The organism is Ferrovibrio sp. GW821-FHT12D07 (assembly GCF_058807275.1).
In genome coordinates, this window is sequence record NZ_JBXAQN010000001.1 from 239,032 (window position 1) to 258,895 (window position 19,864).

21 protein-coding genes are annotated in these 19,864 nt (G+C 64.3%); 11 read left to right on the forward strand and 10 right to left on the reverse strand.

Going from position 1 to position 19,864, the window contains the following annotated elements; translation table 11 throughout:
- Positions 1 to 78: 78 nt before the first annotated feature.
- From AC1RRE_RS01220 to AC1RRE_RS01230, 3 genes are read left to right on the forward strand one after another with little or no spacing between them, the layout of a single operon-like run.
- The gene (locus tag AC1RRE_RS01220; protein ID WP_492979222.1) at positions 79 to 1,065 is read left to right on the forward strand and encodes a Bug family tripartite tricarboxylate transporter substrate binding protein; all 987 of its coding nucleotides are present in this window, start codon (positions 79 to 81) and stop codon (positions 1,063 to 1,065) included.
- Between the two features lie 9 nt (positions 1,066 to 1,074).
- Positions 1,075 to 1,533, forward strand: coding sequence for a tripartite tricarboxylate transporter TctB family protein (locus tag AC1RRE_RS01225; RefSeq protein ID WP_492979223.1), 459 nt, complete (start codon positions 1,075 to 1,077; stop codon positions 1,531 to 1,533).
- Positions 1,534 to 1,540: 7 nt separating this feature from the next.
- Entirely contained in the window at positions 1,541 to 3,040 is a 1,500-nt protein-coding gene (locus tag AC1RRE_RS01230; RefSeq protein ID WP_492979225.1) for a tripartite tricarboxylate transporter permease, read from the forward strand.
- A gap of 3 nt (positions 3,041 to 3,043) precedes the next feature.
- On the opposite strand, the gene AC1RRE_RS01235 is transcribed toward AC1RRE_RS01230, so the two are convergent.
- Together AC1RRE_RS01235 and AC1RRE_RS01240 are read right to left on the reverse strand one after the other, a co-directional pair.
- Positions 3,044 to 4,345: an Hsp70 family protein gene (locus AC1RRE_RS01235; RefSeq protein WP_492979226.1), complete on the reverse strand. Its 1,302-nt coding sequence runs from the start codon at positions 4,343 to 4,345 to the stop codon at positions 3,044 to 3,046.
- A gap of 74 nt (positions 4,346 to 4,419) precedes the next feature.
- The gene (locus AC1RRE_RS01240; protein WP_492979227.1) at positions 4,420 to 6,564 is read right to left on the reverse strand and encodes a malate synthase G; all 2,145 of its coding nucleotides are present in this window, start codon (positions 6,562 to 6,564) and stop codon (positions 4,420 to 4,422) included.
- A 120-nt stretch (positions 6,565 to 6,684) separates the two neighbouring features.
- Here AC1RRE_RS01240 and AC1RRE_RS01245 point away from each other — a divergent pair, with 120 nt between their 5' ends.
- Both AC1RRE_RS01245 and AC1RRE_RS01250 read left to right on the forward strand, forming a co-directional pair.
- Positions 6,685 to 7,578, forward strand: coding sequence for a LysR family transcriptional regulator (locus tag AC1RRE_RS01245; protein WP_492979228.1), 894 nt, complete (start codon positions 6,685 to 6,687; stop codon positions 7,576 to 7,578).
- Positions 7,579 to 7,626: 48 nt separating this feature from the next.
- The gene (locus AC1RRE_RS01250) at positions 7,627 to 7,710 is read left to right on the forward strand and encodes a small membrane protein YohP (protein ID WP_492981320.1); all 84 of its coding nucleotides are present in this window, start codon (positions 7,627 to 7,629) and stop codon (positions 7,708 to 7,710) included.
- Here the strand turns inward: AC1RRE_RS01250 and AC1RRE_RS01255 are convergent.
- From AC1RRE_RS01255 to AC1RRE_RS01265, 3 genes are read right to left on the reverse strand one after another with little or no spacing between them, the layout of a single operon-like run.
- Positions 7,700 to 8,170, reverse strand: coding sequence for a nucleoside 2-deoxyribosyltransferase (locus tag AC1RRE_RS01255; protein WP_492979229.1), 471 nt, complete (start codon positions 8,168 to 8,170; stop codon positions 7,700 to 7,702). The two genes, AC1RRE_RS01250 and AC1RRE_RS01255, sit on opposite strands and share 11 nt — an antisense overlap.
- Position 8,171: 1 nt before the next feature.
- On the reverse strand, positions 8,172 to 9,221 hold the full coding sequence (gene pyrC / locus AC1RRE_RS01260; protein WP_492979230.1) for a dihydroorotase: 1,050 nt from the start codon (positions 9,219 to 9,221) through the stop codon (positions 8,172 to 8,174).
- A gap of 55 nt (positions 9,222 to 9,276) precedes the next feature.
- The gene (locus AC1RRE_RS01265; protein ID WP_492979231.1) at positions 9,277 to 9,756 is read right to left on the reverse strand and encodes an Lrp/AsnC family transcriptional regulator; all 480 of its coding nucleotides are present in this window, start codon (positions 9,754 to 9,756) and stop codon (positions 9,277 to 9,279) included.
- 137 nt (positions 9,757 to 9,893) lie between these two features.
- On the opposite strand from AC1RRE_RS01265, the gene AC1RRE_RS01270 reads away from it, so the two are divergent.
- Complete coding sequence (locus tag AC1RRE_RS01270; RefSeq protein ID WP_492979232.1) at positions 9,894 to 12,284, forward strand: thiamine pyrophosphate-binding protein; 2,391 nt, start codon at positions 9,894 to 9,896, stop codon at positions 12,282 to 12,284.
- Here AC1RRE_RS01270 and dinB read toward each other — a convergent pair.
- The gene (dinB, locus tag AC1RRE_RS01275; protein WP_492979233.1) at positions 12,281 to 13,426 is read right to left on the reverse strand and encodes a DNA polymerase IV; all 1,146 of its coding nucleotides are present in this window, start codon (positions 13,424 to 13,426) and stop codon (positions 12,281 to 12,283) included. The two genes, AC1RRE_RS01270 and dinB, sit on opposite strands and share 4 nt — an antisense overlap.
- A gap of 94 nt (positions 13,427 to 13,520) precedes the next feature.
- Here dinB and AC1RRE_RS01280 point away from each other — a divergent pair, with 94 nt between their 5' ends.
- The gene (locus AC1RRE_RS01280) at positions 13,521 to 14,582 is read left to right on the forward strand and encodes an alpha/beta fold hydrolase (protein WP_492979234.1); all 1,062 of its coding nucleotides are present in this window, start codon (positions 13,521 to 13,523) and stop codon (positions 14,580 to 14,582) included.
- 10 nt (positions 14,583 to 14,592) lie between these two features.
- Here the strand turns inward: AC1RRE_RS01280 and AC1RRE_RS01285 are convergent, their stop codons facing one another.
- The 4 genes from AC1RRE_RS01285 to AC1RRE_RS01300 form a co-directional block, all read right to left on the reverse strand.
- The gene (locus AC1RRE_RS01285; RefSeq protein ID WP_492979235.1) at positions 14,593 to 14,895 is read right to left on the reverse strand and encodes a hypothetical protein; all 303 of its coding nucleotides are present in this window, start codon (positions 14,893 to 14,895) and stop codon (positions 14,593 to 14,595) included.
- A gap of 9 nt (positions 14,896 to 14,904) precedes the next feature.
- Positions 14,905 to 15,249, reverse strand: a complete 345-nt coding sequence (locus AC1RRE_RS01290) for a hypothetical protein (RefSeq protein ID WP_492979236.1) — start codon at positions 15,247 to 15,249, stop codon at positions 14,905 to 14,907.
- Between the two features lie 85 nt (positions 15,250 to 15,334).
- Positions 15,335 to 15,610 carry a hypothetical protein gene (locus tag AC1RRE_RS01295; protein ID WP_492979237.1) on the reverse strand — a complete coding sequence of 92 codons (276 nt, stop codon included), beginning with the start codon at positions 15,608 to 15,610 and terminating at the stop codon, positions 15,335 to 15,337.
- 131 nt (positions 15,611 to 15,741) lie between these two features.
- Entirely contained in the window at positions 15,742 to 16,449 is a 708-nt protein-coding gene (locus AC1RRE_RS01300; protein WP_492979238.1) for a hemerythrin domain-containing protein, read from the reverse strand.
- Positions 16,450 to 16,739: 290 nt separating this feature from the next.
- Here AC1RRE_RS01300 and AC1RRE_RS01305 point away from each other — a divergent pair, with 290 nt between their 5' ends.
- The 4 genes from AC1RRE_RS01305 to AC1RRE_RS01320 all read left to right on the forward strand — a co-directional run bounded on the left by AC1RRE_RS01305 (position 16,740) and on the right by AC1RRE_RS01320 (position 19,861).
- Positions 16,740 to 17,159, forward strand: a complete 420-nt coding sequence (locus AC1RRE_RS01305; protein WP_492979239.1) for a hypothetical protein — start codon at positions 16,740 to 16,742, stop codon at positions 17,157 to 17,159.
- 89 nt (positions 17,160 to 17,248) lie between these two features.
- The gene (locus AC1RRE_RS01310; RefSeq protein WP_492979240.1) at positions 17,249 to 17,803 is read left to right on the forward strand and encodes a DUF4142 domain-containing protein; all 555 of its coding nucleotides are present in this window, start codon (positions 17,249 to 17,251) and stop codon (positions 17,801 to 17,803) included.
- An 89-nt stretch (positions 17,804 to 17,892) separates the two neighbouring features.
- A complete protein-coding gene (cobF, locus tag AC1RRE_RS01315) occupies positions 17,893 to 18,651 on the forward strand; it encodes a precorrin-6A synthase (deacetylating) (protein WP_492979241.1) in 759 nt (252 codons plus the stop codon).
- The gene (locus AC1RRE_RS01320) at positions 18,611 to 19,861 is read left to right on the forward strand and encodes a BaiN/RdsA family NAD(P)/FAD-dependent oxidoreductase (RefSeq protein WP_492979242.1); all 1,251 of its coding nucleotides are present in this window, start codon (positions 18,611 to 18,613) and stop codon (positions 19,859 to 19,861) included. The genes cobF and AC1RRE_RS01320 overlap by 41 nt, the downstream gene beginning before the upstream one ends.
- Positions 19,862 to 19,864 lie beyond the last annotated feature (3 nt).

Consider the following 19,864-nt stretch of genomic DNA (forward strand, 5'->3'; position numbering starts at 1 on the left):
TGTCCACTACCATGCCGGCAGAGGCGGCACAGACCGCCTGCGCATCCCATGCATGCACACGTTCTTGGAGGAACGCCGATGAACACCCTGATCAAGGCCGTCGCCCTGACGGCCATCGCTGCCGTCGCCACCTTTGCCGCGCCCCAGTCTGCATCAGCGCAGGACTTCAAGGGTCCCGTGCGCATCATCGTGCCCTTTGCGCCCGGCGGCACATCCGACATTCTCGCCCGCCTGATCGGGCCGAAACTCTCCGAAGCGATCGGCCAGTCGGTCGTGGTCGAGAACAAGCCCGGCGCTGCCGGCAATCTCGGCGCCGATGCCGTGGCCAAGGCGAAACCTGACGGCCATACCCTGCTGCTGCTCGATGTCGGTTCGCTCTCCACTGCGCCGAGCCTGTTCCCCGATCTCAGCTATAACGTCGAGAAGGACCTCGCGCCGGTCGGCATGGTGATGTTCGGCCCGTATGTGCTGGCCGTGCATCCGTCGGTGCCCGCCACCAACGCGAAAGAACTGATCGCCTATGCCAAGGCCAATCCGAATAAGCTGGCAGTGGCCAATTCCGGCGTCGGCGCGGTCAATCACATCACCGGCGTGATGATCGCCAAGCAGCTCGGCCTGGAATGGAAGGCCGTGCCCTACAAAGGCGGCGCCGCCGCGTCGCGCGCCGTCGTCTCGGGCGAGAGCAACGTGATCATCAACGGCACGACCGCGACGCTGCCGTTTGTCGCCAACAAGCAGTTGGTCGGCATCGCGGTGAGCGGCGACGAACGCCTGTCGACGGCCAAGGATGTGCCGACCTTCAAGGAAGCTGGCATTCCGGCCGGCGAGTCTGGAACCTGGCAGGGCCTCCTGGCCACTGGCGGCACGCCGCCGGCGACCGTGAACCGCCTGAATGCCGAGCTGAAGAAGATTCTCGCCATGCCCGACGTGCAGCAGAAAATCGCCGAGCAGGGCGGCGTGGTGAAGGTGGGCTCGCCTGACGAGTTCAAGACCTGGCTCGCCAACAGCATCAAGGTCTGGGGCGGCATCATCAAGGAAGCCGGCATCAAGCCTGCCAACGACTGAGCGTAACCCGTGACGAAGCGTATTGACTGGCCGGACCTCCTCCTCGGCCTGTTCCTGATCCTGGTCGCGACGATCTGCCTCGTCGCGACCAGGAGGCTTTCCGTCGGCATCGCCTCCGACATGGGGCCAGGGTATGTGCCGCGCGCCGTATCCTTCGGCCTGATCGCCTTTGGCGTCTTTTTCCTGATCCGCGGCGTTGTATCGGCCTGGCAGGGCATCGCCGCCGTGCAGCTGCGGCCGCTGATCTGCATCGCGCTGTCGGTTGGTGTCTTCGCCCTGCTGGCCGAACGCGCCGGTCTGGTGCTGGCTGCGCTGGCCTGCATCGTCGTGGCGGCTGTCGCCACAAAAGAGGTGCGCCCCATCGAGGCCGTGCTGTTCGGCTGCGTGATGGCGGGGCTGTCCGTGCTGCTGTTCGTCAAGGTGCTGGCGCTGCCGGTGCCGGTCTGGCCGCCGGGCCTGTTCGAGTGAGTGCGTCATGGAGCTGATCGACAACCTTCTGCTCGGCCTGAGCACTGCCTTCCAGCTCAAGAACCTGATGTTCTGCCTGATCGGCGCGCTGATCGGCACCGCCATCGGCGTGCTGCCGGGCATCGGGCCCATTCCCACCGTGGCGCTGCTGCTGCCGTTTACCTACGGCCTTGATCCGGCCTCGGCCATGATCATGCTGGCCGGCATCTTCTACGGCGCGCAGTATGGCGGCTCGACCACCGCCATCCTGGTCAACGTGCCGGGCGAAACATCGTCCGTTGTCACCTGCCTTGACGGCCACGAGATGGCCAAGCAAGGCCGCGCCGGTGCGGCGCTGGCGACGGCGGCGATTTCCTCTTTCTTCGCCGGCACTGTCGCTACTGTGGTGATCGCAGTGCTCAGCCTGCCGCTGGCAGCGCTGGCGCTGAAATTCACCGCGGTCGAATATTTCAGCCTGCTGGTGCTGGGGCTGATCGCCGCCGTGGTGATGGCGCATGGCTCGGTGATGAAATCGCTGGCCATGGTGCTGCTCGGGCTGCTGCTTGGGCTGGTCGGCATGGACGTGAATTCCGGCGTGTCGCGCATGACGTTTGGGATTCCTGATCTGTCTGACGGCCTCGACTTCGTGCCGATCGCCATGGGGCTGTTCGGTCTGGGCGAAATCATCGCCAACCTGGAACGCAAGGAAGACCGTCGTGTGGTCACCCAGTCGTTCCGCGACCTGATCCCGACCCTCGCCGACATGAAGGCCGCCTTCCCTGCCATGCTGCGCGGCACGGCGGTCGGCTCCTTCCTCGGCGTGCTGCCCGGCGGTGGTGCCGCGCTGCCACCGTTTACGGCCTATGCGCTGGAGAAAAAGCTGGCAAAAGATCCATCTCGTTTCGGCAAGGGCGCCATCGAGGGCGTGGCCGGGCCGGAGGCCGCCAACAATGCCGGCGCGCAGACCAGCTTCATCCCGCTGTTGACGCTGGGCATTCCGTCGAACGCACTGATGGCGCTGATGATCGGCGCGCTGATGATGCAGGGTATCCAGCCGGGCCCGCAGGTGATGACCGAACAGCCGGCGCTGGTCTGGGGCCTGATCGCCAGCATGTGGGTCGGCAACCTGATGCTGCTGGTGATCAACCTGCCGCTGGTCGGCGTCTGGGTTTCGATGCTGAAGATTCCCTACCGCCTGCTCTTCCCCGCCATCGTGCTGTTCTGCTGCATCGGCACATACGGCATCTCAAACAGCCTGTTCAATGTCTGGCTGATGCTGGGCTGCGCGGTGATCGGTTATTTCTTCATCAAGATCGGTGTCGAGCCGGCGCCGCTGCTGCTCGGCCTGGTGCTGGGCCCGCAGCTGGAGGAAAACTTCCGCCGCGCCATGCTGCTGGCCGACGGCGACTTCACCGTCTTCCTGCGCCACCCAATCAGCGCCACCCTGCTGGGCGTCGTGGTTCTACTGCTGCTGGCGATGCTGTCGCCGGCCGTCCTGCGCAAGCGCAAGCAGGCGCTGACGGAGTAACTGTCAGCCGCGCGGTGCCAGCCAGTTGCCCGCATTCTGATCAAGACCGATCAGCGCGAGGCCTGAGGCAATCGACTGCAGCTGATCGCCGGTGGCGAGTCGATCCGCGGAAAACCGCGCCTCGAACAGGCGGCGCAGTGCCGGCACGAAGGACGAACCGCCGGTCATGAAGACCTGGTCGACCGCAGCGGGCGCGATACCGGCGGCGGCAAGGACGCGGTCCAGCGCCGCATCGATCTGCGCCAGTTCGGGCGCAATCCAGCTTTCGAAGCTTTTGCGCGTCACCTGCTCATGGATCTTGATGCCATCGGCCTCGAAGACCAGATCGGCCTGCTCCGACGATGACAGCGCGGTTTTCACCGCCGAGACGGCCCGATAGAGGCCGAAGCCAAGATCGTTCTCGATCACGGTGATGAAGTCCTCCAGCGCAGCCGGCTCCTCGGCCTCTTTCGCCAACGCCTTCAGGTCCGCCATGACCTTTGGCGATTTCAGCATGGCAAGCTGATGCCACTGGGCGAACTGCATGTATTGCTGGCCCGGAATGGGCAGGCGCTTGCCATCGCTGCGGTAATGCCCGCCCTTGCCCAGACGCGGCGAAATCACATTGTCGATGATGCGGTAGTCGAAGGCATCGCCGGCCACGCCGACGCCGGCATGACCGAGCGGCTGGGCGGTGAAGCCATTCCGTCCTTTGGTGAAGCGCATGAGCGAGAAGTCGCTGGTGCCGCCGCCGAAATCGGCGACCAGCACGGTGGCATCCGCATTCAGCCGGCGGGCGAAGTAATAGGCGGCACCCACGGGTTCATAGGCATAGCGCACCGGCGGGAAGCCGGCGCGGGCGTAAGACGCATCCATGCGCTGCAGGGCCAGCGCCGGATCGGGGCTGGCGCCGACAAATTCCACCGGACGACCGGCAATCACCGGGCCGTTCAACGCCAAGGCATTGCCGGCATGGCTGCGCAGCAGGCCGAGGAAGTTCGACAGGATGTCTTCATAGGAAAAGCGCTTGCCGAAGATCACCGTCGACTGGAACAGATGGCTGGCGGCGAAGGATTTGAACGACTGCACGAAGCGGTGTTCATACGGGCTGTCGAGGAACTGGGCAATGGCCCAGGGCCCGGCCTCGATGCCGATCCGGCGCGCCCGGTCCTCGGTCTCGTCCCAGAAGCACAGCGCCGAGCGGAAGATGTCATGCGCCAGCCTGGCGTGGTCGAAGGTGATCGGCGTGACCGTGCCATCGGCGCGTGCAATCGCCACCACCGTATTGGTGGTGCCGAAATCGACGCCGATTGCATAATCCGACATTGCTGGCGGGCCCAAAAGAAAAGGACGGCCCTTATAGAGGCCGTCCTTCCCAAGAGCAACCGCGAAAGGCGGTCTTACGCCTGCGCCTTCACCTTCTGGCGGAAGGCATGCAGCAGCGGTTCGGTATAGCCGTTGGGCTGCGCCACGCCTTCGAAGACCAGAGCCCGCGCCGCCTGATAGGCCAGGCTGGCATCGGGGTTGGACGCCATCGGCTTGTAGAGCGGATCACCGGCATTCTGCGCATCCACCTTAGCCGCCATGCGCTTCAGCGCCGCATCGACCTGTTCCCTGGTGCAGATGCCGTGCAGCAGCCAGTTGGCCATATGCTGCGACGAGATGCGCAAGGTGGCGCGATCTTCCATCAGGCCGATATCGTGGATATCAGGCACCTTGGAGCAGCCCACGCCCTGATCGACCCAGCGCACGACATAACCGAGAATTCCTTGCGCGTTGTTGTCGAGCTCGTCCTTCACATCCTGTTCGGAGAAATTCTGCCCTGTCGCCAGTGGAATGGTCAGCAGTTCACCGAGCGGCGGCACCGCCTGCTTCGCCACCTCGGCCTGGCGGGCAAAGACATCGACGGTGTGATAATGCGTGGCATGCAAGGTGGCGGCCGTCGGGCTCGGCACCCAAGCGGTGTTGGCGCCGGTCTTGGGATGGCCGATCTTCTGGTCCAGCATGTCGGCCATGCGATCGGGCGCCGCCCACATGCCCTTCCCGATCTGCGCCCTGCCCGAGAGCCCGCAACCGATGCCGATGGCGACGTTGCGCTCCTCGTAAGCCTTGATCCAGGCGCTGGCGCGCATCTGCGCCTTGCGCACCATCGGGCCGGCCTGCATGGACGTGTGCATCTCGTCGCCGGTGCGGTCGAGGAAGCCGGTGTTGATGAAGACGATGCGGTCCTTCACGGCGTTGATGCAGGCGGCGAGATTGGCCGAGGTGCGGCGCTCCTCGTCCATCACGCCGACCTTGACGGTGAAGCGCTTCAGACCCAGCAAGTCTTCAATCGCATCAAACAGCTTGTTGGTGAAGGCAGCCTCTTCCGGGCCGTGCATCTTCGGCTTGACGATATAGACCGAGCCCGCGCGGCTGTTGGTGAAACGGCCCTTCTTCTGCAGGTCATGCACAGCGATGAGACTGGTGACGATGCCATCCAGGATGCCCTCGAAGGCTTCCGAGCCATCGGGCAGGTGGATCGCCGGCGTGGTCATCAGATGACCGACGTTGCGCACGAACAGCAGGCTGCGGCCGGCCAATGTCAGCTTGCCACCGCCTTTCGCCGCGGTGTACTCGCGATCCGCTTCCAGCGTGCGGGTCATGGTCTTGCCGCCCTTGTCGAAGCTGGCTTCCAGATCGCCCTTCATCAGGCCGAGCCAGTTGGCGTAAGCGGCCGCCTTGTCCTCGGCATCCACGGCGGCGACCGAATCTTCCAGATCGACGATGGTGGTCAGCGCGGCTTCCAGAATCACATCGGCCTGCCCGGACGGATCGCCCTTGCCCACCGGATGGCTGCGATCAACGACGATCTCGATATGCAGGCCGTTATGCTGCAGCAGCACCGACGACGGATTGGCGGCATCGCCGCGATAGCCGACAAAAGCGGCCGGGTCTTTCAGCGCCGGCGACAGCACGCCATCCTTGATCGACCAGCCCTTCACATCGGCGTGGCTGCCAGCGGCCAACGGCACGGCTGAATCGAGGAAGGCCTTGGCCTTGGCGATCACCTTGGCGCCGCGCGCCGGGTCGTAACCCTTCTTTTCATCGGCGTCGTGCGGGATCGCATCAGTGCCGTAATAGGCGTCATACAGGCTGCCCCAGCGCGCGTTCGCGGCATTCAGCAGGAAGCGCGCATTCAACACCGGCACGACCAGCTGCGGCCCGGCCATGCGCGCGATCTCGGCATCGACATTGGTGCTGGCGATCTTGAACGGCGCCGGCTCGGGCACGAGATAGCCGATCTCTTTCAGGAAGCCTTCATAGGCCGCCGCATCATGCGGCTTGCCTTTGCGCTGCTGATGCCAGGCGTCGATCTTGGCCTGAAGGTCATCGCGCTTCTTGAGCAGCGCGCGGTTCTCCGGGGTGAAGCGAGCGTAGATATCGGCGACACCGGCCCAGAAGGCCGCGGGCTGGAGACCGGTGCCCGGCAGGGCCTTGGCATCGATGAAATCGGCGAGTTCGACGGCGACCTTGAGGCCGGCCTTGTCCACGGTCTTTGTCATGGCGTTTCCTGAAGCGTTACAGAGGGTTATGCGATTCTGGCCGACAGTGTAGCAAAGCCGGAATTCATTCTGTAGATGAAAAGAATTGAAAGCAGTCGTTCTTTATGGGAACGAATGATCATGGACAAGGAATACGAGCTGTTCGCCCGGGTGATCGAGACCGGCAGCCTGGCCGCCGCCGGCCGCAGCCTGCATCTCTCGCCCGCCATGGTGTCGAAACGCATCGCACGGCTGGAGGAGCGGCTGGGTGCGCGGCTGCTGCACCGGACGACGCGCAAGCTCGCCACGACAGAGGCCGGCCAGCGCTTCTATGAACGCGTGGTGCAGATTCTCGCCGCCTCGCGCGAGGCCGAAAGCTTTGTCACCGGCGTGGCCGGTGCGCCATCGGGCCGGCTGCGCATCTCGGCGCCGACGTCGTTTGGCCGCCTGCATGTTGCGCCTCATGTGAAAAGCTTTCTCGACCGCTGGCCGCGCCTGCAGGTGGAACTCGATTTGACAGACTCCTATGTCGATCTGCTGGCCGAGCGCATCGATCTCGCCATCCGCATCGCGCCATCCATCGAACCCGGCCTGACCGGACATCGTCTCGCGCCCAATCATCGCGTGCTATGCGCCAGCCCCGGCTATCTGAAACAGCATGGCACGCCGAAGACACTGGCCGAACTGTCGCAACATCGGCTGCTGGCGGCGGCGGCGCAGCTGCCCTGGCGCCTGCAGGATCGCAGCAGCATCGTCACGGTCTCAGGCGAAAGCACCGTGCGCACCAATTCCAGCGAGGTGGTGCGCGAGCTGGCCGTCGCCGGCCTTGGCATCGCCTTGCGTTCGACCTGGGATATCGGGCCCGAGCTGCGCGACGGCCGCCTGCGCGTCATTCTCCCCGAGCATCCCGGCGCCGCCGATGTCAGCATCTTCGCCGTGCATCCGGCTACCAGCTTCGTGCCGGCCAGTGTCGGTGCCTTCGTCCAGCATCTGCGCGAGACCTACGGTCCCGAGCCGGACTGGAACCCGGCCTGAGCCCATGCGTTTTACAGGGACTGCGTTCCAGTCCCCGGAGGCGTCATGCTGAAATTCATTGGATGGGCTGTGCTGATCATCTTCCTGATCGGCCTGCTGGTCGTGATCGGCTTCTTCAAGCTTATTTTCTGATCTGCTGCAGCGCAGCCTCGAAGCTCTGCGCGACCGGACGCTCACTCACCCCGATCATCAGATTCTCGGCCAGGCCGAAATCCTCGATCATCCAGCCATCGCCGTCCTTGCCATCCTGTCCGGGCGTGCGCTCGGCCAGCAGGCGGCGGTCCTGCATCCACAGATAGACCGGCTTGCCCAGCGCCTCGGCATAGCCGATCTCCCAGGCGGTGCCCGGGTCCATGTTGGGTCCGCGGAAACTGACGATATGCGCGACCACGGCGTCACAGGCCAGCAGCAGCGCCACATTCGCATCCTTGATATGCCGCGCCAGCGCCGCGCCGCTCAGATGCACGGGCAAGGCGTTGTCGATCGGGGTCAGCGGCGTGAAGCCATGACGGCGGCAGGCCTCGCGCATGGCCGTGAACCGCGCATCGGCATCGGGCGCGAAAACGTCAGGCCCGGCAAGATAGAGCTTCACATCAGGCCGGCAGGGTGGTGAGACGCCAGGCCGCGCCGGCTTCCTGCGCGAAGACCACGACGCGTTCGGCGCCGACGGTGATCTCCGCCGGCACATCAGTGGAGGCCGCCGCAAGCTCCAGCTTCAGCTTGCCCTCGTTCAGCGGCAGGCCATAGAAGCGCGGACCGTTCAGCGAGGCAAAGGCCTCCAGCCTGTCGAGCGCCTTCTCTTCATGGAAGACCTGCGCGTAGGACTGCATGGCGGTCGGTGCATTGAAGATGCCAGCGCAGCCGCAAGCCGCTTCCTTGGTATGCGCGGCATGGGGCGCTGTGTCGGTGCCGAGGAAGAAACAAGCCTTGCCCGACGTGGCTGCCTTGCGCAGCGCCAGGCGATGATCCTCGCGCTTGGCGATCGGCAGGCAGTAGAGATGCGGGCGCACGCCGCCCTCGAAGATCGAGCTGCGGTTGATCATCAGATGATGCGAGGTGATGGTGGCGGCCAGACGCCCGGCCGTCTCGGCCACAAAGGTCGCGGCTTCGGATGTCGTGATATGCTCCATCACGATCTTCAGTGCCGGGAAATCCTTCAGCAGTGGAATCAGCACGCGGTCGATATAGACCTTCTCGCGGTCAAAGATATCGACCTCGCGATCCGTCACCTCGCCATGCACCAGCAGCGGCATGCCGATTGTCTGCATCATCTCCAGCGCCGGATAGGCCTTCCTGATATCCGTCACGCCATGCTGCGAATTGGTGGTGGCACCGGCGGGATAGAGCTTGGCGGCGACCCAGACCTTGTCCTTGAAGCCGCGTTCGATTTCGGCCGGCGCGGTTGTGTCGGTGAGATAGCAGGTCATCAGCGGTTCAAAGGCCACACCCGCCGGCAGCGCGGCCATGATGCGGGCGCGATAGTCGGTTGCCAGCTGCACGGTGGTGACCGGCGGCTTCAGGTTCGGCATCACGATGGCGCGGGCGAACTGGGCCGCCGTATGCGGCAGCACCGCCTTCAGCATCTCGCCGTCACGCAGATGCACATGCCAGTCGTCGGGGCGGCGGATGGTAATGGCGGTCATGCGGGCGGGACTCGCGAAGGAATGAGAACTATCGGATTTACATAAAACAAGTCGCTCAGCCTGTCACGGGGAGCGCGGTGGTGTATTTCACCTGCTTGAGCGCGAAGCTGGACTTGATGCTGGCCACGCCGGGCACGCGGGTCAGGTGATCGAGCAGGAAGCGTTCGTAATCCTGCAGGCTGCCGACCACCACGCGCAGCAGGTAATCGAAATCACCCGTCATCAGGTAGCATTCCATCACTTCAGGCCGCTTGCGCACCGCCTTCTGGAAGGTTTCCAGCGCGGCCTCCACCTGCTTGTCGAGCGAGACGCTGGTGAAGATGCTGATCGACAGCCCGAGCGCCTCGGGGTCAACCAGTGTGACGTATTTCGAAATCACGCCGGCGTCTTCCAGGGCCTTCACCCGGCGCCAGCAGGGCGAAGAGGAAATCCCCACCTCCTCGGCCAGTTCGGCGCTGGAAAGCCGGGCGTTTTCCTGCAGGGCGCGCAGGATATTGCGGTCGATCTGGTCCAGATCTGCAGGATTTTTGCTCATAACCGCGATTTTAGGGAAGGATTTTGCAAATTCCCAGCCACCAGCGGGCCAGATTGCAAGGAAATGCCCCATTTTCGGGCCTATGATTCGGCATTCCCTACAGGATTCGCGCCATGCCCGTTTCGCCGCAGACCCCCGTGTCACAGAAGACCATCGAGATTCTCACCCAGCTGGAGCGCAAGGCACTGTGGCTCTCCACCTGGATGATCCACAACGCCAATCACCTGCGGGAGAAAAGCGACGGTCTGAAGGTGGGCGGACACCAGGCCTCCAGCGCCTCGCTCGCCACCATCATGACGGCGCTGTACTTCCACGCGCTGAAGGCAGCCGACCGCGTCGCCGTGAAGCCGCATGCCAGCCCGATCTTCCACGCCATCCATTACCTGATGGACCGGCAGACGCGCGAGAAGATGGAAAACTTCCGCGGCTACAAGGGCGCGCAATCCTATCCGTCGCGCACCAAGGACATGGACGATGTCGATTTCTCCACCGGCTCGGTGGGGCTGGGCGCGGCGCAGACGCTGTTCGCCAGCCTGGTGCAGGATTACGTGACGGCCCATGGCTGGCGCGAGGGTATCGGCGAAGGCCGCATGGTGTCGCTGCTCGGCGATGCCGAGATGGATGAAGGCAACATCTTCGAGGCACTGCTTGAAGGCTGGAAGCACGGCCTGCGCAACACCTGGTGGGTGATCGACTATAACCGCCAGAGTCTCGACGCCGTGGTGCGCGAGGGCCTGTATGACCGGCTGGAAGCAATCTTCCGCGCCTTTGGCTGGGACATCGTCACCGTGAAGCATGGCCGCCTGCAGCAGGCTGCCTTCCAAGAACCCGGCGGCGAGAAGCTGCGGCAGTGGATCGACAGCTGCCCCAACCAGCTGTTCTCGGCGCTGACCTTCCAGGGCGGTGCGGCCTGGCGCAAACGGCTGCTCGACGATCTGGGTGACCAGGGCGATGTGACGCAGCTGATCGAGAAGCGCAGCGACGACGAGCTCGCCCGCCTGATGACCAATCTCGGCGGCCATGATTTGCCATCACTGGTGGAAGCCTTCGACGCGGTCGATCATGACAGGCCTGTCGTCTTCCTCTGCTATACCGTGAAGGGCATGGGCCTGCCGCTCGCCGGCCACAAGGACAACCATGCCGGTATGCTGACGCCGGCGCAGATGGAGACCTTCCGCGCGGCGATGAACATCCGGCCCGGCCATGAATGGGACAAGTTCGAGGGACTCGATCATTCCGCAGCCGAGCTTGAAGCCTTCATCAAGGCCGCGCCCTTCAATGCGCTGCAGCAGCGTCGCCTGTCATCGCCGGTCATTCCGGTGCCGGCCGACCTGCCGGTGCCCGTGCAGGCCGAGATGTCGACCCAGCAGGGCTTCGGCCTGATCATGAACGAGATCGGGCGCTCATCCGACGAACTCGCCGCGCGCATTGTCACCACCGCGCCCGATGTCACTGTCTCGACCAATCTCGGCGCCTGGGTGAACCGGCGCGGCCTGTTCGCGCAGGAGGCGGTGGCCGATCTGTTCCGCAAGGAGAAGATCCCCTCCACCTTCACCTGGGACTTCTCGCCCAAGGGCCAGCATCTGGAACTCGGCATCGCCGAGATGAACCTGTTCACGCTGCTCTCGGCTCTGGGCCTATCGCATTCGCTGTTCGGTGCACGGCTGCTGCCCATCGGCACGCTGTATGATCCCTTCATCTGCCGCGGGCTGGATGCGTTGAACTATGCCTGCTACCAGGATGCGCGCTTTATTGCCGTGGCAACACCGTCGGGTGTGTCGCTGGCACCCGAAGGCGGCGCGCACCAGTCGATCTCGACGCCGCTGATCGGCCTGGCACAGGACGGACTGGCCTCCTTCGAGCCGGCTTATGTCGACGAACTCGCCGTGATCCTGCGCTTTGCCTTCGACTACATGCAGCGCGATGGCGAAGGCCAGCCGGACGAGCGCACCTGGTTGCGCGACGAGACCGGCGGCGCGGTTTACTTACGCCTCTCTACCCGCACGCTGGAACAGCAGAAGCGCGAGATGACGCCGCAGCTGAAGCAGGGCATCATCGACGGCGCCTACTGGCTGCGTGAACCGACGCCCAATACCGAGATCGTCATCGCCTATACCGGCGTGCTGGCACCCGAGGCCATCGAAGCCGCCGGCATGATCGCGGAAGACCGCCGCGATGTGGCGGTGCTGGCAATCACATCTGCCGACCGATTGAACGCCGGCTGGACGGCAGCGCAGCGCGCCCGTGAACGCGGCCTGGTGCATGCCCGCAGCCATATCGAGCGACTGTTCGAAGCCCTGCCGCCCCATTGCGGCATCGTCACCGCCATCGACGGCCATCCGGCGACCTTGGCCTGGCTCGGCTCGGTGAGCGGCAACCGCGTGCGCTCGCTCGGCATCGAGCATTTCGGCCAGACCGGCAGCCTCGGCGACCTCTATCGCCATTACGGCCTCGATGCCGATGCGATCGCGCTGGCGGCGCAGGCGCTGGTGCCCGGCCGGCCGGTGCGGCATCTGCGCGCGGTCTAAAGCGTCAGCTTCAGCTGCGGTTCATCTTCGGCCGGCTGTTCGTCCTCGCCCAGCGAGGACAGGGTCACGCCGAGCAGGCGGATACCCTTGGTGGATGGGAACAGCGGTTGCAGCAGGGTTTCCACGATCTCCGCGATCTCGGCTTCTGACGTCACTGGCGCCGGCACAGTGCGGCTGCGGGTGATCTGCTGGAAGTCGGCGTATTTCACCTTCAGCGTCACCGTACGACCGCGAATGTCGGACTTCTCGCAATAGCGCCAGACCTTGGCGATGATCGGCTGCAGTTCGATCTCGGCCTCGCCGCTGGTGAACAGGTCATCCGAGAAGGTGTTCTCGGCGCCGACCGACTTGCGGATGCGATCAGGCCGCACCTGACGTTCGTCGATGCCGCGCGAAATCCAGTAGTAATACCGCCCGGACTTGCCGAACTGCTGCTGCAGGAATTCCATGCTCTGCGCGCGCAGGTCCAGCCCGGTCTGGATGCCAAGCCGGTTCATCTTCTCCGATGTGGCCGGCCCGATGCCGTGGAAACGGCCCACCGGCAGTGTCTCGACAAAAGCCGGGCCCGCCTTCGGCGTGATCACGAACAGCCCGTCGGGCTTGTTCTGGTCGGACGCCAGCTTGGCCAGGAACTTGTTGTAGGACACGCCGGCCGAAGCGGTGAGCTGCGTCACGGCCTTGATCCTGGTGCGGATTTCCTCGGCGATCTGGGTGGCGCTATCGATGCCCTTCAGGTTTTCGGTGACATCAAGATAGGCCTCGTCCAATGAGAGCGGTTCGATCAGCGGGGTGTATTCGGCGAAGATATCCCTGATCTGCTGCGACACCGCGCGATAGACGCTGAAACGATGTGGCACGAAGATCAGGTCGGGGCATTTGCGTTTTGCCGTCACCGAGGGCATGGCCGAGCGCACGCCGAACTTGCGCGCCTCGTAAGAGGCCGCCGCCACCACACCACGTTCGCGCGAACCGCCGACGGCCACCGGCTTGCCGCGCAAATCCGGATTGTCGCGCTGCTCGACCGAGGCATAGAAGGCATCCATGTCGATATGGATGATCTTGCGTATCCGCTCCTGCGGTATGTCCTGCGGCGAATCCCCGGTCATGCCGGTATGGATACCGGCTTTGTGATCATTGGTCACCGGGCGGGTGCAAGCTTCCGGTGGATTCCGGCGCAGGGCGGACGTAGGCTTTGCGCCTCAGCCCGGCGCAGACCGGACTTTCCAGGAGGAAACCATGCACGCCATCCGTCATGTCGCGGTTGCAGCCGCTCTGTTCCTGACAATTCCTGCCATGGCAGCAGATTACCCAGCGCCGAAAGACGGCAGCTTCGTCGCCAAGGATTTCAAGTTCCATACCGGCGAGGTGATGCCGGAATTGCGACTGGCCTACAAGACGGTGGGTGAACCAACCGGCGAGCCGGTGCTGATCCTGCACGGCACCGCAGGCTCAGCACAGAGCATGCTGACCCCGGCCTTTGCGGGCGAGCTGTTCGGCGAGGGCCAGCCGCTGGATGCGAAGAAGTATTTCATCATCCTGCCCGATGCCATCGGCGCCGGGAAATCCGGCAAGCCATCGGATGGCCTGAAGGCGAAATTCCCGCAATACAATTATGACGACATGGTGGATGCACAGTATCGCCTGGTCACCGAGGGCCTGGGCGTCAAGCATCTGCGGCTGGTGCTGGGCAATTCCATGGGCGGCATGCAGACCTGGATCTGGGGCACCAAATATCCCGGCATGATGGATGCGCTGGTGCCAATGGCTTCGCAGCCGACCGAGATGTCCAGCCGCAACTGGATGCTGCGTCGCCTGCTGGTCGACACCGTGCGCAGCGATCCCGACTATATGGGCGGCAACTACACCCAGCAGCCGAAATCGATGAAGATGGCCAACCTGTTCTTCGGCATCGCCACCAATGGCGGCACGCTGGCCTACCAGCAACAGGCGCCGACGCGTGCGGCAGCCGACAAGTTCGTCGACGACCGCTTGGCAGCAGCCTTCACCGCGGATGCCAACGACTTCGTCTATCAATGGGCGTCATCGGGCGACTACAACCCGGCACCCAACCTGTCGAAGATCAGGGCGCCGCTGCTGGCGATCAACGCTGCCGATGACGAGCGCAATCCGCCCGAGACCGGCGTGATGGCCGAGGCGATGAAAAGCGTGAAGAGCGGCCGGGTCTATGTCATTCCCGCCAGCGCCGAGACGCGCGGCCATGGCACCACCGGCATGGCGAAGTTCTGGGCCGCACAGCTCAAGGAATTCCTGGCTGGCGCGCCGAAAGGTAATGGCTAGGCTTTAGTGATCAGCTGCCACGCCGCTTGCGCGTGGCAGCCGCTTTCTTGGCGGATTTCTTTCGGGCAGCCTTCGGCCGGGCGGCAGAGGCAGCACCGCCCTGCTTGCCGCCCTTCTTCGCGGCGCTCTTGTTGTCGGGCTTGCCACGGCCGGAGCCGCTTTTATTGCCGCCGCCGCTTTCCGTGTTGACGGTGGCCCAGGCGCGACGCTCGGCTTCCTTCTTAGGCGTGCCGCGCTTCTCGTAGCCTTCCTCGATATGCTCGGCCTTGCGCTTCTGCTTGGATGTATAGCTCGACTTGTCGCCACGTGGCATGCTCACCTCCTACACGCGCTTGTCCTGCAGCCGGTCGACCAGATGGCGCAGACCGATAGCCATGTCATCCCGGCTCAGCGGCTGGCCCGATATCGCGATATCATCATCCGTCGCCGGCGTATGACGCTGCAGGGCCATGGCATCTTCATAGGCCTGCCCCAGATTGCCCTCGCCCAGCGCTTCCATCGCGCTCTTGAAGCGCAGGGCTTCATACTGGCGGGGATCGCGGCCATCGACCTGCAGCGCATCGACGAAGGTGCCGAGCGCCTCCTGCAGGCACTTGCGCTGCTTCTTCGTCGACAGGCGCGCAAAGGCCTGCGGCTCCGGCAGTATCTTGGGCACAATGTTGGCCATCTTCAGTCTCCCGTCATGAGCCGGACAGGGAGCGAACGTCGCAGGCCGGCCTTTGTTTCGTTCAATGCCGCTGTTTTGCGCAGACCTATTTGGGCGCCGGCTCGATCTTGTCGGGCGGCATGGTTTCCGGACGCGGCACTGTCGGGCCCGGCGTACCGCCCTGCTGCGTAGTGCCGCCACCAGCCGGCGGCTTGTCGGTTTCCAATGGAGCCGACGGCTGCGGCTGCGAGGGCGGCGGTGAACTGCCCTGCGCGAGCCGCGCGGCAGTATCATGCGACGGCGGATGCGACGGCCAGGCGATCAGCCCGATCAGCACCACGACGACAGCGGCAAGCACGATCAGAAGTTTCTGGCGGGACATGGCGATCATCTCCTCATCCGGTCATACCGATTCAAACCGGCCCGGATCGCCCCCGTTCCACGCAAAGGCCGTGTTCCACGAAAAACGGGCCCCGGCGCATAGCCAGGGCCCGTTTCGGTATCAGACAGACATCAGCGCGTCTTGGCGTATTGCGTCACAAGCTGGGTTTTGCGCTTGGCCATCTTGGTGGCCAGATCATGCATGTCGATCTTGCGCCCGCGCAGCTTGGGGAACATCTCCTCTTCCTCTTCCTTCACGTGATGCTTGATGTATTCGCTCAGCACTTTCATCTTCGCATCATAGAGGTGTTCCGAGGGATCCATGCCTTCGATCTGGTGGATCAGTTCCTTGGCCGAGGCATGCTCGACCACGGCCTCGTCCACGAGATCATGTTCGATCTCCTTATGGGCCGGCGGATAGAGCAGCTCCTCCTCGATCTGGGTATGCACCCGCAGATCGAGGCAGATTTTGGCGGCAAGCTTGGCTTTCTCGGCCTTGCTCTGGGTGTTCTCGAATTCCTCGAACAGCGCTTCCACCTCGCGATGGTCCTGCTGCAGCAGGGCGATGGCGTCATCGGGAATATCGGCCACCGCCAGGCTGGTCTTCACCTCCTGCGCGGCACGGCCGACCAGTGCTGTCGTCTTGATCGTGCTGGCCAGCGCCGTCATGTCCTGGCGCGGCGCCTTGGAAGCCGGTGTGCCCGGTGCAGTGACGCGACCGCGCGCGACAGTCTTGCGACGCGCGGTCACCGCCTTGCGGCGGGTCGCGGTCTTGGCCTTGACGGTCTTGCGGGCTTTCGCGGCAGGGCGGGCCTTGGTTTTTGCGGCGCGTTTGGCCATGGGGCATCTCCTGATATGCAATCGAGGTCGCTGGTCGCGACGGAACGGACGCGAGCGTGTGAAGGGGGAGATTCACGACGTGTAAAGCGCTCGCATATGATATCAACCCGACACATCTCTCTTTGGTTCCGCTTCGTACGGACCGCACGATGTGCAACCCGCGTTGAAACAGCCGCAATGCAGCAAAAAACATTGCGGCTGTTTCAAGAAAAGGTCACGGAACGGCATCACCCGTTGCGCCGTTTGTGGCGCCAACTGAGACGGCTCCGGAAAAACGTCGGGAGGTGACCATGCCGGTCTACTACTTCGTCATCGAGGAAGATGATGTCTGGCGCATTCGCGTGCGCGGCAGGACCTATGGCGGTTATCTGACCCGTGACCATGCCCTGCAGCAGGCGATCGTGGCGGCGCGCAAATCCTCGGACGAAGCCTATGTGGTGGCGCAGCAATCGACAGTCGGCTACCGCGTCGCCTGGTCGAGCCGCGCACCGGAGACGGCAGCACAAGTCGCAGTCGAACCGGCCGCCGCCCCTATCCCCGCAGCAGCCACGATCCGCACCCAGATTCAGCGGGTGGGACAGGCCGAGCGGCTGAGCGAGCGCATGGCGGCCTGTCGCCGCCTGCCCTATCGCCGCAGCGTCCCCGATTCAGCCAGCCGGCCGACCATGGAACCCGCCATCGAGACCGGCATGGCCGAGGAGCTGCCGTAAACCCTGTGACAATGCCCAGCATGGCCGGCATTGGCGGAACTTGGCCTTAATCCATCCATTCATCCCATGATCCTCAGGAGGATGAAGCCATGAAGCCATCACTCGTCATTGCCTGCACGCTGGCCGGAGCACTTGGTTTCGGCAGCTGCGCCGCCTGGGCCCAGTCGAAAGTGGCTGTCCGGCAGGAAGTCGTGACCACCAGGACCTCGACGCCGGCCTATGTGCCGCGCGCACAGATCGCCACCCAGTTCGAGATCGAGGCTGGCAAGATCGCCCTGCAACGCGCCCAGAAAGTGGAGGTGCAGCAGTTCGCGCGCCGGATGGTGGACGAACACTCGAAGGCCGCATCCAGATTCGCCAAGGCCGCGGAAAAATCCGGCCTGAAGGCTAAACCCGTCGGCATGGACACCGACCACCTGAACAGGCTGGAGCAGTTGCGTACCGCCTCGGCCTCGGCCTTCGACCGGCTGTATGTCGCCATGCAGATCGAGTCCCATGAAAAGGCGCTCGCCCTGCATCAGGGTTATGCCGCGGCCGGCGACCGGCCGCCACTGCGGGCCATGGCGCAGGACACTGTGCCGATGGTGCAGGCCCACCTGCAGGATATCCGCAGCCTCTCGGGCAGCATCGGCACCGAATCCTGAGATTGCCGGCAGGCCGCTGACAACGCGCCGGCCCTGCCCTCCCGCAACCGGACCTGCTACCCTGCGCCGGTCAGACGGCAGCAGGACCCATGAAGACCATTCTGATCATCGGCATCGGCGCCGGACATCCCGATTACATCACCATGCAGGCGGTGAAGGCGCTCAACCGCACCGACGTGTTCTTCCTGCTGGACAAGGGCGCCGACAAGGAAAAGATGATTGCGCTGCGCCGCGACATCTGCGAACGCTTCATCGACAAGGACCGTCGTTACCGCTTCGCCGAGGCGCAGAGTCCCGACTGGAGCCGCGATGCCGGTGCCTACGGCGCCGTGATCGACAGCCTCAACCGTGACAAGCAGGCGATCTTCGAGCGCCTGATCGCCGAGGAAATGCAGGACGGCGAATGCGGCGGTTTCCTGGTATGGGGCGATCCCTCGCTTTACGACAGTACCATCCGCATCGTGGCCGCAATCGCCGATGGCGGCCAGCATGACATCGTCTACGAGGTGATCCCGGGCATCAGCAGCCTGCATGCCCTGACTGCCAGCCACAAGACCACCCTGAACCAGATCGGACAGGGCGTGGCAATCACCACCGGACGCCGGCTGGCGCAGGGCTTTCCCACTGATGCCGACAGCGCCTTTGTCATGCTGGATGCCGACAATGCCTATGCCGCGCTGGATGGCGATGCCTTCGACATCTACTGGGGCGCCTATGTCGGCACGCCAGACGAGATCCTGATCTCGGGACGGCTGGGCGACGTGGCGGACGAAATCCAGCGCCGGCGCAGCGCAGCGAAGGCCGCGCATGGCTGGATCATGGACAGCTATCTGCTTAAAAGACGCTGAAGCAATCATGAGTAATCAGCAGAAGCATCATGTCGCCGTCATCGGCGGCGGGCCGGCCGGACTGATGGCCGCCGAAGTGATGGCCTCGGCAGGCCTGTCGGTCAGCGTGTTCGACCGCATGCCGAGCCTGGGGCGCAAGCTGCTGATGGCCGGCCGTGGCGGCCTCAACATCACTCATTCCGAACCGATCGACCGATTCCGCAACCGCTATGGCGCGGCGAGCGACTGGATGCGTCCGCATCTGGATGCCTTCTCACCCGAGGCGCTGGTGCAGTGGTGCGATGCGCTGGGGCAACCGACCTTCATCGGCAGCAGCGGCCGCGTGTTCCCCAAGGCGATGAAGGCCAGTCCGCTGCTGCGCGCCTGGCTGACGCGGCTGGACACACTGGGCGTGCGCATCGTGACGCGCGCGGACTGGACGGGCTGGACCGGGGACAGCCGGCTCGCCTTTGCAGATGGCGCGACGCAGGCGGTCGATGCAACCGTGCTGGCGTTGGGCGGTGCCTCCTGGCCGCGGCTCGGCGCCGATGGCGGCTGGGCCGCGCTGCTGCCCGACATTGCCGTCGCAGCGCTGCAGCCGGCCAATTGCGGTTTCCGCGTCGCCTGGTCGGAGATGTTCCGCGACCGTCATGCCGGCGCGCCGCTGAAACGCATCGCACTATCGGTTGATGATCATACCGTGCGCGGCGAGGCGATGATCACCGCGGAAGGCATCGAGGGCGGCGCAGTCTATGCGCTATCGGCACCTTTACGCGATGCCGTTGCCCGCGACGGCGTCGCCCGGCTGCGGATCGATCTGCGTCCCGATCTGTCCCTTGCCGCGCTGACGAAAGAGTTGCGTGAGCCACGACGCGGCGCGTCGCTGTCGAACTACCTGCGCAAGCGCATCAACCTGGCGCCGGTCGCCATTGGCCTGGTGCAGGAGGCGCTGCATGCGGGCGAGGCCGACACGCCGCTGGCTGACCTCATCAAGGCGCTGCCGGTACAGCTTTCCGAACCCTTCGATCTGGCGCGCGCGATTTCCACCGCCGGCGGCATCGCGCGTGACGAACTGGATGCACGCCTGATGCTGCATCGTCGCCCCGGCGTGTTCGCGGCCGGCGAAATGCTGGACTGGGAAGCGCCGACCGGCGGCTATCTGCTGCAGGGCTGCCTCGCCACCGGCTTTGCCGCCGGCCATGGCGTGATCGACTGGCTGAAATCCCGCTAGATC

Bases quoted from the DNA above. Each gene is read 5' to 3' on its own strand.
- AC1RRE_RS01220 (WP_492979222.1), top strand. From the start codon at position 79: ATGAACACCCTGATCAAGGCCGTCGCCCTGACGGCCATCGCTGCCGTC.
- AC1RRE_RS01230 (WP_492979225.1), top strand. From the start codon at position 1,541: ATGGAGCTGATCGACAACCTTCTGCTCGGCCTGAGCACTGCCTTCCAG.
- AC1RRE_RS01235 (WP_492979226.1), bottom strand. From the start codon at position 4,345: ATGTCGGATTATGCAATCGGCGTCGATTTCGGCACCACCAATACGGTG.
- AC1RRE_RS01240 (WP_492979227.1), bottom strand. From the start codon at position 6,564: ATGACAAAGACCGTGGACAAGGCCGGCCTCAAGGTCGCCGTCGAACTC.
- AC1RRE_RS01245 (WP_492979228.1), top strand. From the start codon at position 6,685: ATGGACAAGGAATACGAGCTGTTCGCCCGGGTGATCGAGACCGGCAGC.
- pyrC (WP_492979230.1), bottom strand. From the start codon at position 9,221: ATGACCGCCATTACCATCCGCCGCCCCGACGACTGGCATGTGCATCTG.
- AC1RRE_RS01265 (WP_492979231.1), bottom strand. From the start codon at position 9,756: ATGAGCAAAAATCCTGCAGATCTGGACCAGATCGACCGCAATATCCTG.
- AC1RRE_RS01280 (WP_492979234.1), top strand. From the start codon at position 13,521: ATGCACGCCATCCGTCATGTCGCGGTTGCAGCCGCTCTGTTCCTGACA.
- AC1RRE_RS01285 (WP_492979235.1), bottom strand. From the start codon at position 14,895: ATGCCACGTGGCGACAAGTCGAGCTATACATCCAAGCAGAAGCGCAAG.
- AC1RRE_RS01290 (WP_492979236.1), bottom strand. From the start codon at position 15,249: ATGGCCAACATTGTGCCCAAGATACTGCCGGAGCCGCAGGCCTTTGCG.
- AC1RRE_RS01295 (WP_492979237.1), bottom strand. From the start codon at position 15,610: ATGTCCCGCCAGAAACTTCTGATCGTGCTTGCCGCTGTCGTCGTGGTG.
- AC1RRE_RS01300 (WP_492979238.1), bottom strand. From the start codon at position 16,449: ATGGCCAAACGCGCCGCAAAAACCAAGGCCCGCCCTGCCGCGAAAGCC.
- AC1RRE_RS01305 (WP_492979239.1), top strand. From the start codon at position 16,740: ATGCCGGTCTACTACTTCGTCATCGAGGAAGATGATGTCTGGCGCATT.
- AC1RRE_RS01310 (WP_492979240.1), top strand. From the start codon at position 17,249: ATGAAGCCATCACTCGTCATTGCCTGCACGCTGGCCGGAGCACTTGGT.
- cobF (WP_492979241.1), top strand. From the start codon at position 17,893: ATGAAGACCATTCTGATCATCGGCATCGGCGCCGGACATCCCGATTAC.
- AC1RRE_RS01320 (WP_492979242.1), top strand. From the start codon at position 18,611: ATGGCTGGATCATGGACAGCTATCTGCTTAAAAGACGCTGAAGCAATC.